Source organism: Chloroflexota bacterium, from assembly GCA_016875875.1.
GTDB lineage: Bacteria > Chloroflexota > Dehalococcoidia > GIF9 > UBA5629 > 9FT-COMBO-48-23.
This window is the reverse complement of sequence record VGOP01000013.1, coordinates 1-13,993: the sequence shown is the minus strand read 5'-3', so window position 1 is coordinate 13,993 and position 13,993 is coordinate 1. Positions and strand designations below refer to the sequence as shown.

The window sequence follows — 13,993 nt, the reverse complement described above, 5'->3', positions numbered from 1 at the left end:
CCGTCAGTTTCCATCAAATGAGGTAAGATGAGAATTCTCATAATTCAGGAAAGCGACTGGTTCAAGAGGGGACCTCACAACCAGCACCACCTGGCGGAGAAACTATCGCTAAGAGGTCATAAGGTTTGTGTTATTGACCACGAGATTCTATGGAGAATAGAAGATAATAGAGGGTTATATTCTAGGCGACATGTCTTTAATAATGTATCCAGAATCTATACTGGTGCAGTGATCACAGTAATCCGTCCCGGCATTGTGAAGGTCCCAGTGCTGGATTATGTCTCCCTGATATTTTCTCATAGGAAGGAGATTCGGCGTCAGATAGAGGACTTTGCACCTGACGTAATAGTCGGGTTCGGCATACTTAACAGTTATCTGGCTGCGAGAGAGGCGAACACGAGAAATATCCCTTTTGTTTACTACTGGATAGATTTACTTCATACGCTCATACCATTTAAGTTGTTTCAACCTCTAGGCAAAGGCATTGAAAGAAGGACATTGAGGCAAGCAGATATGATAATTGCGACCAATACGAGTCTAAGGAACTACTTGCTACGGATGGGAGCTTGTCCTGAACAGACTCACATATTAGGATTTGGCATCGATCCTGGAAAATTTGACCCTGCCATAGATGATAGTGAGGTAAGAGCACAGCACGGAATTAAGAAAGGTGATATTGTACTCTTTTTTGTAGGCGGATTAGATCAGTTTACAGGTGTGAGAGAGGTAGCACTGGAACTGGCCAGAATTAATGACCCCCGTCTTAAATTCCTAATTGTAGGTGATGGCTCATCAGAATGTGAGCTTCGGCAAATCCAGGAAGAATACGGTTTGCGAGATAGGCTAATCCTTACAGGCAGAAGACCTTACGATGAGATTCCTGGCTTGGTGGCTGCTGCCGATGTTTGTCTATTGCCTTTTCATAATGTGGAGATGATGAGAGAGATTGTTCCTTTAAAGCTTTTTGATTATATGGCCATGAGGAAACCAATTGTTTCGACTAGACTTCCTGGCGTCGTGGAGGAATTTGGTGAGGATAACGGCTTTGTCTATGTGGATAGACCGGAGGATGTCGTTAAAAAGGCAGCGGGATTGGTTGCTGAAGGGAAATTAGATGAGCTTGGGGCAAAAGCGAGAAGATTTGTTGAAAGTCGCAGTTGGGACAGTATTACCGATAAGTTTGAGAAATTTCTAAACCGAGCCATAGCGGAGAAAAGCGATAGATAGGTTGCATTAGACACGAGGCCAAATGGGAGCCGATTTGAACAGAGGTTTCTTGTGAAAATACTGGTCTTGGGCGTTGCTGGAATGTTGGGGCATAAGGTCTATCAAATGCTTGCAACAGCATTTGATGTAGCTGGCACAATTAGAAGTGATTATAGCAACGTCAGCAGATTCGGATTCTTCCGGGAATCTGATATAATTCCCAATGTTGATGCTGTCAAAATTTCCTTGATAGAGGCGATAATCGAAAGAATTGCCCCTGATGTGGTAATTAACTGCATAGGGATAGTAAAATCTGTGAATGAGGCACAAGACAGGCTATCTAACATCTGGATAAATTCACTATTTCCGCATCAGCTATACGAAATTTGCACAAGAGGGAAAACACGGTTGATTCATATCAGTACAGATTGCGTATTCTCAGGCAGAAAGGGAAACTACCAAGAAAATGATATCCCCGATGCAGAGGATATATATGGAAAGACCAAATATCTCGGCGAGGTAAGTGGGGAAGGGGTATTAACTATAAGGACTTCGCTTATCGGCAGGGAATTGTCAACCACAAACAACCTAATAGAGTGGTTTCTATCCAACCGGGGGGGGAAGGTTAACGGTTTCACCAATGCCATATTTAGCGGCTTCCCCACTCTTCACTTCGCCCAAATTACAGCCAAAATAATTGCTAAAGAGCAAAATCTAAGTGGTGTCTATCACATTTCATCTGAGCCAATCAGTAAATTTGAGCTCCTTACCCTTATACGCGACAGGATGGGGCTTGATATCGAGATTGAAGAATATCCAGATTTCTATTGTGATAGAAGTCTGGACTCAACACTTTACAGAAACAAGACTGGTTTTGAGCCTCTCTCTTGGGCAGCAATGATTGATGAGTTTGCTCATGATGCCCGACAATACCAGCAATGGAGAGCGAAATGATTTTTCAAAATAAAACAGTTTTGATTACCGGCGGTACTGGGTCGCTAGGGAATAGCCTGGTACGTAAGATAATGACCGGCGATTTAGGTATACCCAAGAAGGTTATCATTTTTTCCCGAGATGAAGATAAACAGTATTTGATGAGATTGGAGTGGAAGAACATAAAGGTGGCTACTGATGATGTGCTTTATCACGATGCTGAAGGGATATTAGATTTTCGCATTGGCGATATAAGGGAATATGAGTCAATACTCAGAAGCGTGAAGGAGGCTGAGATAGTAATACATGCTGCAGCACTTAAGCAAGTTCCCGTTTGCGAGTATTTCCCCTACGAATCAGTAAAGACAAACCTTCTGGGAGTTCAGAACATAATTCGCGCCATTGCGGAAAATGAAACTAGGGTTGAGACGGTCATTGCTGTCTCCACTGATAAAGCTTGTAAGCCAGTCAATGTTTATGGCATGTGCAAAGCAATTCAGGAAAGATTAGTAATAGAGGCAAATCTTAGATGCCCCAATACTAAGTTCATTTGTGCCAGATATGGCAATGTAGCAGCATCAAGAGGGTCAGTTATTCTCCTCTTTAAAGAGCAGATAAAAAATGGTGGGCCTGTCACTATTACTACAAAGGAAATGACAAGATTCCTGCTAACCCTAAATACTGCTTGTAACATCATCTTTGATGCTATTCGGCTAGGTAAAGCCGGTGATATCTATGTTCCGGACCTTCCCTCCGCAAAAATAGTGGATTTAGCTGAAGTTATGATTGGAGGAAGAAAGATTGACATAGAATATACCGGCATACGGCCAGGGGAGAAAATACATGAGATACTAGTTTCTGAAGAGGAGATATCGAGGACGGTTAAAAAAGGCAACTACTATGTGATTCGCCCAATTCTTCAAGAAATATGGAGGGGCGAAATTGATATGCCCGCGCTGGCCAAAGAGCTTTCCTCTGCCGACCGGACAATGAGTAAAAGCGAGTTAAAGGATTTTCTGGAAAATGAGAGGCTATTAAAGTGTTGAGGCTAAAATGAAAGTTATGACTATATTGGGTACCAGGCCCGAGATTATTAGATTAAGTCTAATTATCAAGAAACTGGACATATATTGCGACCATGTCCTTGTTCATACTGGTCAGAATTTCGATGAGAACCTTAGCTCGATTTTTTTTAGTGATTTAGACTTGAGACAACCAAACTATTATCTGGGAGTAAAAGCTGATACATTCGGCGAACAGGCAGGGAAAATAATTATCGAAACTGAGAAGGTAATCCTGAAGGAAAGACCTGACAGGATACTCATCCTGGGTGACACTAACAGTGGGCTGGCAAGCATTGTGGCTAAAAGAATGGGAATACCTGTTTTCCATATGGAAGCAGGAAACCGTTGTTTCGATTACCGCGTTCCTGAAGAGGTAAATAGAAAAATTATTGACCATTGCAGCACCATACTTCTCCCATATACCTATAGGAGCAAAGAGAACCTGCTTAATGAGGGGATTAGCAATGAGGTAATCTTTGTTATCGGAAACCCTATATATGAGGTCATAGGGCACTGCTCAAAGGAGATTGAGAGCAGCAAAATACTGAGTAAATTAGAGGTGCAGCCGAAAAAATATTTTCTTGTTACCATGCACCGAGCAGAAACTGTCGATTGTGAACACAGACTTAAGAGCATTCTCGCTGGCCTGGGCAAAATAAATGAAAAATACAACTTTCCTGTTATCTGCAGCTTGCACCCGCGAACAAAAAGTAAGATAGCACAGTTTAATCTAAGGACAACCAATAAGGACATCCGCTTCTCAAAACCGTTTGGTTTTTTTGACTTTGTTGCTCTGGAAAAGAATGCATTATGCATCGTTACCGATAGTGGAACTGTTCAAGAGGAGTGCTCAATCCTCAAGCTGCCAAACATCACCATCAGAGATGTGACTGAAAGACCGGAAACGATTGAAAGTGGTAGCAACATGCTAGCCAGTATTTCGCCAGATTTGATATTGAAAGCTGTGGAGATTGCATTGACAGAGAAACAAGAATGGGAACCCCCGGCAGGATACTTAGATAAAGATGTCTCATCAAAAGTAGTCAAGATTATCCTCGGCTATCTCAGAAGCACTGACGCTTGATTAAGTCCAGCGGTTAAGACAATCCTGGAGTGAACCACCTGAGACTGGATACATTCGATAATACCCGAACGAAACTGGCGGACAGAAGGCATAGCTGACAAGTTATGTTATGATACCCTATGCTGTACTCTCATAAGCAGGTTCTCAGCTATGACGGCTTTTAATGACTGGCCCATCAAAAAGTGCCTGGTACTTTCAGTTAGCCTGTTATTAGCTACGCTTGGGCTAATAGGACTCGCAGCCTTGGGCCTTGATATCCCCATTCTAAGGCAAATTGTTGGTTTTGCCCTTCTCACCTTCGTTCCGGGTATTCTGCTCCTTAGAATCCTTAGAATCCACAATATAAGCATAATAGAAAGCCTGCTCTACTCTGTAGGTCTAAGCCTTGCTTTTGTGATGGCAGTAGGCACACTGGCGAATTTCGCCTTGCCTCCTTTGGGAATCAAGCACCCCATCTCTGTGGGTCCACTGGTGGTTTCTTTTACTGTTTTCCTATTAATTCTATGCGCTTTTGCTTATCTGCGCGATAAAGACTTTCATCTGACCAGCATACCAGCCGATGCCAACAAGAAGGAGAGCAAAGTTGGTTTTGGGAAAAATCTTAATCCCTACCTGCTGGCTATTCTGCTGCCTCTCCTGGCTATTTTGGGCACTAGTATGGCCAATGCCTATCAAAGCAACCTCCTTCTTCTAATCCTCATTGTCATAGTTGCTATTATCATTGGTGTGGTCGCCTTTAACAAAGTCATTCCACCGCAAGCTTATCCTTTCACGATAGTCATGATGGCCCTGGCGCTCTTATACCAGACTACCCTTGTATCGAACTATCTGGTGGGCAGCGATATTCACTTGGAGTATTACTTTGCCTGGGTGGTGGCACAAAATGGCTTCTGGAATGCTGCCGTGGCTGTCCCTGTAAACGCCTGTCTGAGTATAGTTATGCTTGCACCCGTCTATTCATTGTTGCTTAACATTGACATTGTCTGGCTGTTCAAGATAGTTTATCCAGTTTTCTTTGCCCTGATGCCTCTGGCACTCTTCCGTATGCTTCGTCTACAAATAAGACCCCAATATGCCTTTCTTGCCACGGCCTTTTTCATCACCATGCCCATGTTTACCATGGACATGGTCCAACTCGCTAGACAACAGGTTTCTGAGCTATTCTTTGTCCTTGTGATATTGCTGATGGTTGACCGTAAGTTGACCTTAGTCCAGAGGACTGCCTTGGTTCTCATTTTTGGCTTTGGTGTAATAGTGTCTCACTATGGAATGGGGACTGGCTATGCTATCGGCTACCTGACATTTGGTGTACTTGTGCTCATCTTCATTAAAAGCCGGTTTGGTCGTGCAATATGGCAGTGGCTGATAGGAAAATCAAACTCCTTACCTGCAGATTTAGCCGCACCGGGCGCTTTCAGCAGGAAAGCATTAGCCACCATTGTTTGCCTGAGCTTGGTTTTCATGTTTGGTTACTACGGTGTTGTTGCCTCTGGAACTAGCCTGCTGGGCACTCAAATTGTTATAAACACTGCTAAGGCCGTAAGTGAACCGTTGACTCAATATATTAGTCCTCCGCGAGAAACTGAGGCACCACCAGCACCAAATTTGATATCGCCGGCCGCTAACTCAGGCATAGTGAATCTGACACCTCGCCTGGAGTGGGCTGCCTCCCCTTGGGCAACCTCATACTGGTTGCAGGTATCGTCCGATGCCAATTTTACTGAGCTAGTTATCGATAAGGCTGGGATAACGGACACCCACTATGATGTTACTGCAGAACTTGAACAGAAAACCGTATATTTCTGGAGGGTAGATGCCTCAAATGCCTATGGCATATCGGAGTGGTCGCAATGCTGGTACTTCGTCACATGGGTACCTACATTGTCACAGGCAGCAATAACAGAGTTGCCTGGAATAGAGTTACCTGGTTTTGTTCAAAATCTAACTACTAGGTTCCCGATGTTGAATCCGTTAGCCAGAGAGCCTTTGGTTCAGACTGCCTTAGGCCTGGACTTTATTTGGGCATCACCAGGAGGTAAGGTTTGGCGCATATTTCAATACCTCGTCCAGCTCTGCCTAATCATTGGGTTTATCAGATTTATTTTCCGTCCTGGAACACTGGGGCAATTCAAAGCTGAATACCTCTCGCTTACCATCGTCAGTATTGCAATCCTGCTAGGCATTTTCCTCTTGCCTACACACTCCTATGGTCTTGGTGTCACCCGTATCTGGCAAATCACCTTGCTCCTTATTTGCCCCCTGTTCATATTCGGTGGCGAAGCCGTTGCCCAAGGTATAGCTAAGTTAGTTGGGGTATTCCGAAAAAGCTGCGTACTCTCTAGGTCAGGACATGATAGTCTAGCGCTTCTTCGATTTCCCATCCTCATGATATTGATACCATACTTTATCTTGAACAGTGGCTTGGTTTTCGAGCTGAGTAAAAGCAAAACCACGTATTTCATCGACATGCCCTACTCTATAGCGTTGTCCAGCCATCGGATGGATTTAAACACGGTTTTTGTGACACAAGACATCACCGCAGCTACTTGGCTTTCAAAACTTAAGGCCGATGACTGTCCTATCTATGTTGACTATCATGGAATGCTTGCCTTTCCTGATTACTGGGGAGATGAAAAAGCGCTTGCTAATATAGTTGAGCGTGGCACTATCAGGATGCCCCCATTTCCCGCTGATCTCAAGGACATGACTTTTCCGTGCTATATCTACTTTAGAGCCTGGAACACTGATAACAGGATGCTGACTTTCCCTACTGTATATGCCGCCAGGCAGAGCATCGGCTTCGATGCCATCCTGGGCTTACCTCAGCTTGTCAATGATGAAAACAGAATCTACAATAATGGGGGCGCCCAAGTGCTGTTACCCTATCAAAACGAAAAATGAAGACCTTACAGATATGTGGCATCTTTCCACCGCAGCCACGCAGTTTCGCTGGTGGAGCAACTCAAGCTGCCTACTACATCAGCAGGGAGCTTGTTAGGCGAGGGCACAGTGTTGAAGTGTGGGCGGCAAACACTTTAGACCTGAAGAAAAAAATCAAAAGCGAGCTAGTGGTAGTCGACGGTATAGAAGTACACTATTTCCCCTATGTTATGCACTATCGCGCCTTCTTCTTAAGCCCGTCCCTGGTTAAAACAGCAAGAAATAGACTCAGAGAGTTTGATGTAATACATATACATGACTTCAGGACTTTTGAGGGGCCTGTAGTTGCCCATTATGCCCAAAAAGGCAACGTACCCTACCTTCTGCAAGCTCAGGGGTCCTTACCCAGAATGATAGCTTTGCAGAGAGTAAAACGGGTTTACGATGCTATTTATGGTTATAGGCTTTTGAGGAATGCGTCCAAAATCATTGCTGTTACAGAAGTGGAAGCGGAGCAATATAAGACCATGGGTGTGAGCCAAGATAAAATAGAAATTATTCCTAATGGGATAGACTTGTCTGAGTTCCGAAAGCTGCCGCAAAAAGGACGATTCAGGAAAAAATATGGCATAGGTGATAAACAGAAAGTGATTCTGTATTTAGGCAGAATACATAAAATAAAAGGCCCAGATTTGCTAGTCGAGTCATTTGCCGAGCTGGTAAAGGAAGTATCTGATGCTAAACTGGCGATTGTGGGACCTGATGATGGATATCTGTCTGTCCTGATGCAATTGATAACCGCTCTTGGGATTAACAACGAAATTTTATTTACAGGGCCTCTCTACGGGAGGGAAAAGCTCACCGCGTATTTAGATGCTGATGTTTATGTTGCACCTTCACTTTCTGATGTAGGACCCATTACAGCTCTAGAGGCATGCGCCTGCTCCATTCCGGTAATTGTTACAAATCGCTGTGGTCTAGCAAACTGGGTGGAGAGCTATCAGGCGGGATATGTGGTTCCATATGACAGGATGCAATTGAGGCATGCCCTGAGTGTAGTCCTCGCAGATGAGAGATTAAGACAAGAGACGGGTAAGCAGGCACGGGTGTTAGCTGAGACGCAATTCGCATGGAATATTATAGCTAACCGGATTGAAGCGTTGTATAAAGCTGTAATCGATGATTCATAAAACAATGTGTGATCAAATTGCCATGACTGCTGACGTTTGATTCATAGTTCGGAAAAGTCGGACTATATGGATGCTAATCCCGTTTCAGTCAGGTATTTACGCATCTTGTCATCATGCTTGGCAATTGTCGCCTCGATTATATGCAAATTATCTTTTGTCCATTCAATTGTTTTTACCAGTCCATCCTTAAGCCCGACGATTGCTTCAAAACCAAGTTCTTGTTTAGCTTTGAAAGTACTTCCAAAACGCTTCTCTGAACTATCCCACGGCCTCTTTGGCAAGTATTCAAGGTTGGCATTATTACCCGTTAATCCGTTAATTAAAGATGCCAACTCAAGTATTGTTGTTTCTTTACCGCTGGCAAGATTATAAACATCACCAGACCTTCCTTTTGCTGCACAGGCTATTAAACCACGGCATATATCTTCACCGAATATGAAATCTCGGCTAGCAATACCCTTACCCTCAACGGGCAAAGGGATTCCCTTCAATGCTTTGTAGATAAAGGTGGGAATTACATTGCGCCACACCGTTGCTGGTGTGCCACGCCATTTACCTGCACCCAAAATCTCACCTGGGCCGTACACATTTTGAAACCTGGCTCGTACAGTCGGAAGATTATGCTGCTTATGATAATAGACTGAATAGAATTCCCCGATAATTTTAGAAATGGAATAAGGGCTATCCTGTTTTATCTCTATTGGGTCGGCTTCGGTCGTAGCGACAGCATCTCCGTAAGTTTTCTTGGCTACGGAACAACCTGAAGATGAGTAAACTACCCTTTTAATTTTTTCGAAATCTTTGATATGTTCGTATAACTTTAGAGTTGTTAAAGTGTTGTTCTCATGGTCAGCTAGCGGATCAACAATCGAACTTTGATTGCCGTGATAAGTTGCCAAATGAAAGACATAATCAAATTCATCTTTGATACGAGACAATATTTTATCATCAGTGATTGACCCTTCGATAAAATCGACCCGGATATTGTCCGGAACATTTATTCGTTCCGCGGAAAGAAGATTGTCAACGATTGTAATCGCTACGGTTTTTGATGACTGGAGTAGTGTTTCAACCAGATTGCTGCCGATAAATCCAGCACCACCTATAACAAGAATATTTGCCTTATCAAAGCTTTTGGTCACAGCGTCCATTATCTCTTTGGCTCGGCGGATTTCAAGTGGGTGTAGGTCTGGCTTACGCCGTGTGTTTTATACCACTCAATCGTTTTTTTGACACCGGTTTCCAGTGGGGTTTTAGCGTCCCAGCCGAAATCATGTTTAGTTTTCGAAGAGTCTAACAAAATCGAATATACATCATCTGGTCCCCGTGAACGCACCTCGACTTCCTTATCCAACTTAATGCCCAATGCCTTTACGGTGGCATCAAAGAGCTCTTTAATCGAAGAATCCGAGCCTGTGGAAATATTATAGTATCCTCCACTTCCAGCACCCTTTAAGGCTTTCATGACAACTTCAACGATATCGTCTATGTAAATAAAATCTCGCCGCGTATCCATCACAAAGCATGGCTTATTTGTTGTTAGCCGTTGATAAAAAGTCGGCAGCGGACCAGTTATGTTCCTCGGCCCATAGCCATTCGCCAGACGGAATGAAATAAAGTCCAATCCGCTCAGCTCAATGTACTGTTCGCCGGCGGTCTTACTTATAGCGTAGCTGCTGCCTCCAGCATAGCTGCCGGAAAACAAAGGGTGTTTTAAGGTTATAGGTTGTTCCAATGGCGTTAATCCATAGCATAGAGCCGTCTGAAAGTAAATCAATCTTCTAACATTCGAATTTTTTGAAGCCATTACGATATTAATTGTCCCCACCACGTTGGTAATTGCATCCTCCAGCCAGTTATTAGGGTCCTTAAAAGAAGCTGCAGCGTGAATTACCTGCTCTGGCTGAAATTCATGAAACAGTTTGTCCACCAATTTCTTATCAGCAATGGTTCCTTCGACCACTGTTAGATTCTGGTGAGGGACTAAATTATCTCTCCTTGCAGTCTGATAATTATCTATCACCAATACCTTATGCCCCTCAGCCAGCAATCTATCGGCTATGTGTGAACCAATAAATCCAGCGCCACCGGTAATTAAAATGTCCATTTCCACTCTCCTTTAAGGGGGAAACGCCTGTTTGCATGTTTCCTTCGTCATCTTTTGATAGTAATTTGCCTTATCGTGAAATTCCTGCTGCCATAATTCTAGGCATAAAAGCCCCCATAGTTTACGGCTAAACCTATCTTCTTTAGAAATTAGAGAGCTGATATCAAATTCAGGGTTTAGATATTCCCTTTGGCGAGCTTTTTTACTTGAAAAAATGTCAGATATAAACTCACGAATATCTCCTCTCATCCATTCATCAAATGGAACGGGAAAGCCCATCTTGTCCTTTCGGTTAACAATCTTTGGTGGGAGAATATCGCTAAAAGTTGTCTTTAATAGGTGCTTTAGCTCACCATTTTGAAATTTTATGTTCGATGGGACAGTCGCCACAAACTCAATGAGGGGATGGTCTAAAATGGGAACTCTCGACTCCAGTCCATGTGCCATACTCATTCGGTCTTCCACCTGCAGCAATGCCGGCAATAAGGTTTTGAAATCAAAGTGAGTCATGCTGTCGAAGTATGACTCCTTTTCCACATTCTCACTCCAGAATACCTTCTTAAACGTTTCAAATGCAGAGTAAGGCTCCAGGACTTTCCAATTGACCTCTTCCTTTAAGGTATTGGCCCTGCTAATCAATCTGAAATAGCGCCTGTCCCTATCTTCAAAAAGGCCGTCGCTCCAGAATTCCTTCATTAGTGGTTTATATTCTTGCAAGGTGCGAAGATTTGGAATTATGGACTCATAGGTAACTATGAATTTTCCGCTGTGAAGGGTACCATCAATCGCACCCTTAATACATTGCTCGAAATAAGCCAGCAAATACCTAGCATACCCCCCGAAGACTTCATCCCCACCCTGCCCTCCTAGAACCACCTTTAAATTTTTGCCGGCTAACTGAGAGACCATATACTGGGGAAACGAACCCGGCCCTGCAGCAGGGTAATCCAAGTGATAAATGACCTTCGTTACATTGTCAATAAAATCATTGCTCTTTATATCTATCTCAAGTAGATTGAACTTTTGTTTCTGCGCCACCTCTTTGGCATATTCCGACTCGTCATACTCTTTGCCGAGACTGAATTTGCCATGGAAGACCTTGAAATCATTTTGCCTCCGGTATTTATTGGCCAGCGTCGCTACTAAACTTGAATCGATGCCGCCGCTCAAATAGGCGCCGATTGGAACATCGCTTCTTAAATGAAAACGTATCGAGTCTTCAAGGAGCTCTCTCACCCGACGGTGAAAATAATGCTCAGTACGCTCCCAGTCTAAGGTATAATTTACCTCCCAGTATTTTTTAGTGGTTAGCTGACCATTTCTAACCGTCAGAATGTGTGCCGGCAAGAGTTGTTTTATATTCATAAAGAGCGTTTTATCGCCGAGGCATAATTGAAATACAAAATAATCCTTCAAACCATTAAGGTCGGTCTCTATTGCTGACAAAAATGGCAGCAGTGCTTTAGCTTCCGAGGCGAAATAAAATATATTATCAACGATGGTATAGTAAAAAGGCTTTATGCCAAAACGGTCCCTAGCGCAAAATAGCTGTTTTTTCGATTCGTCCCAGATGGCGAAGGCAAACATTCCCCTCAAATGATTAACACAGTCGGTGCCCCACTTTTTGTAGGCAGCTAAGATAACCTCGGTGTCCGATTGGGTTTTGAAGTTATAAAATCCCTCTAGCTGCTCTTTCAGTTCAATGTAGTTGTATATTTCTCCGTTGTAGCATATAACGTTTTGTCCATCGGCTAAAGGCTGGGCGCCTGTTTTCAAATCGATAATCGCCAAACGCCTGTGACCAAAGCCTGTAAACCCGTCCGGATGTATCCATGTTTTATCAGCATCTGGACCTCGGTGAGCCTGAATCTGGTTCATAGCCTGCAAATGCGCTTCTAAATCAGGATAGATATTCAATGTTGTGTTGAATATTCCAGCTATTCCGCACATTAGATAAGTTGTTTCCTACCTTTTGAAAATTTTATACACTCCTCCAATTCCAGCATGCCTCCGCTCAAATTTAGGGTATCCTCTTTCATCGTATTTCAATTTACTTAAGAACTCAGTGTGTTCTTGTGCTAAGCTTTCATTTTTTAAGGCCTTCTGGCGAAATTTTCTTAACCAATGCAGCTCCATGCGATGGAAATAACCTCCCACATAATTAACTTCAAAGCCCGTGTTTCTACAAATTGAAATGAATTCATCTGGCCTGTAGCATCTTGAAATGGGGCAATTTGGGCCGTCAGTATTTTTGGCAAAAGCATCTTTCACACACATTCCACTAAATTTGTTCTCAATTACCATAAGCAGATAAGCGATATAAACGTGGAAGAAAATACTATTCTGATTATAAACCATAATACTACCCGTAGAGTTCTTCTTAAGTACCCTGAAAAATTCACCAAGGATTTTCTCCGGCTTAGTCATGTGGTGCAAAACTCCGACACAATTGATATAGTCAATGCTCTCGCTGTCTACTGGCAGAGAGCCAACCGAATCCGAGCATTGAATTAACTCTAATCTTTCAGGATTGATTTTGTATAGTGATAACCTCTGTCTCGCTAGTTTCAGCGTTTTCAAGGATACGTCCACGCCTATTACCTTCTTGGCATTGTTGAGAACCAGAAGTCGAAATATGTCGTTTCCAGGTCCGCATCCATAGTCAAGGACTACCTGGTTATCACGTTTTTTACCAAAATCCATAAACTCAGCTAATAATGGATATTCTTCAATCAGCCACTCGTAATACTTTTGAGATTCCCATCGTGTTGAGAAGGGAAGTGAATTAACCGTATATTCACCCCAATATTGGTCTACAGCAGTTGCCTCATCTGGAGAACATACTCTTATCGAAACCATCAGTTCAGGATATTTTCTCTTGGTAATCACTTTATAAATTGATGATATCCGCCGTATCAAGTATAACTTCAAGTATTCATACAACGAGACTACTGATATTTCACCAATCACTATACGCTTAGCCACAGACGAAGCATAGCCCAGAGCTACATACAAGTTCATCTTTGTTTTGCTCATCTCACACGAACCTCACATGTTCCTGTATTCTCGTGAACCTACCCATCTTATAATTGATGTGGGCACCGGTCTATCTACCTGAGTAACTAAACATAATTTTTCATCATCGTCTTCTTAAATATAGCTTCGATTCTTTTGTAATCTTCATATAAGTTTAGCTTCAAAAGGCACTTATAAACAACGTCTTTGAGATATGCAATTGAAAAGGCAACTGGTGAAAAAATAAGAGGAAATCTCTCACGAAGTTCCAATAGCTTCAAATAACGCGAGTCATCAGGATTATTGATAGACATGTGCTGATGTACACTCTTAACATGACTAAGGACTATCTGGACAAAATTGCGATATGTGTATAAATCTGATTCAACAATATCCCGATAGGCATTATCAGCAATCTGCTCACAAAATTCCACATCCTCTATCTGCCTTATAACATCAGTGATATTGCTCCAGTCCTTCTTAATTTCAATATAATGCACTCCTGGCTTGAGTA

General features: G+C 42.8%; 10 protein-coding genes. 6 read left to right on the top strand and 4 right to left on the bottom strand.

The window, feature by feature from the left end; translation table 11 throughout:
- Positions 1-27 precede the first annotated feature (27 nt).
- The 6 genes from FJ023_08875 to FJ023_08850 all read left to right on the top strand — a co-directional run bounded on the left by FJ023_08875 (position 28) and on the right by FJ023_08850 (position 8,357).
- The gene (locus FJ023_08875; GenBank protein MBM4447434.1) at positions 28-1,227 is read left to right on the top strand and encodes a glycosyltransferase family 4 protein; all 1,200 of its coding nucleotides are present in this window, start codon (positions 28-30) and stop codon (positions 1,225-1,227) included.
- Between the two features lie 81 nt (positions 1,228-1,308).
- The gene (locus FJ023_08870) at positions 1,309-2,160 is read left to right on the top strand and encodes an SDR family oxidoreductase (GenBank protein ID MBM4447433.1); all 852 of its coding nucleotides are present in this window, start codon (positions 1,309-1,311) and stop codon (positions 2,158-2,160) included.
- Positions 2,160-3,185, top strand: a complete 1,026-nt coding sequence (locus tag FJ023_08865; protein ID MBM4447432.1) for an NAD-dependent epimerase/dehydratase family protein — start codon at positions 2,160-2,162, stop codon at positions 3,183-3,185. The genes FJ023_08870 and FJ023_08865 overlap by 1 nt, the downstream gene beginning before the upstream one ends.
- A 7-nt stretch (positions 3,186-3,192) precedes the next feature.
- Positions 3,193-4,287, top strand: a complete 1,095-nt coding sequence (locus tag FJ023_08860; protein MBM4447431.1) for a UDP-N-acetylglucosamine 2-epimerase (non-hydrolyzing) — start codon at positions 3,193-3,195, stop codon at positions 4,285-4,287.
- Positions 4,288-4,437: 150 nt separating this feature from the next.
- Positions 4,438-7,188 carry a DUF2206 domain-containing protein gene (locus tag FJ023_08855; GenBank protein MBM4447430.1) on the top strand — a complete coding sequence of 917 codons (2,751 nt, stop codon included), beginning with the start codon at positions 4,438-4,440 and terminating at the stop codon, positions 7,186-7,188.
- Positions 7,185-8,357 (top strand): glycosyltransferase, encoded by a 1,173-nt coding sequence (locus tag FJ023_08850; protein MBM4447429.1) that lies wholly within the window; start codon positions 7,185-7,187, stop codon positions 8,355-8,357. The genes FJ023_08855 and FJ023_08850 overlap by 4 nt, the downstream gene beginning before the upstream one ends.
- A gap of 62 nt (positions 8,358-8,419) precedes the next feature.
- Here the strand turns inward: FJ023_08850 and FJ023_08845 are convergent, their stop codons facing one another.
- Genes FJ023_08845 through FJ023_08830 form a run of 4 tightly spaced genes read right to left on the bottom strand, consistent with a single transcriptional unit; the run spans position 8,420 to position 13,500 of the window.
- The gene (locus FJ023_08845) at positions 8,420-9,508 is read right to left on the bottom strand and encodes an NAD-dependent epimerase/dehydratase family protein (GenBank protein MBM4447428.1); all 1,089 of its coding nucleotides are present in this window, start codon (positions 9,506-9,508) and stop codon (positions 8,420-8,422) included.
- Positions 9,508-10,464: an NAD-dependent epimerase/dehydratase family protein gene (locus tag FJ023_08840; protein ID MBM4447427.1), complete on the bottom strand. Its 957-nt coding sequence runs from the start codon at positions 10,462-10,464 to the stop codon at positions 9,508-9,510. The genes FJ023_08845 and FJ023_08840 overlap by 1 nt, the downstream gene beginning before the upstream one ends.
- A 12-nt stretch (positions 10,465-10,476) precedes the next feature.
- Positions 10,477-12,414, bottom strand: coding sequence for an asparagine synthase (glutamine-hydrolyzing) (gene asnB / locus FJ023_08835; protein MBM4447426.1), 1,938 nt, complete (start codon positions 12,412-12,414; stop codon positions 10,477-10,479).
- A gap of 15 nt (positions 12,415-12,429) precedes the next feature.
- Entirely contained in the window at positions 12,430-13,500 is a 1,071-nt protein-coding gene (locus FJ023_08830) for a methyltransferase domain-containing protein (GenBank protein ID MBM4447425.1), read from the bottom strand.
- Positions 13,501-13,993 lie beyond the last annotated feature (493 nt).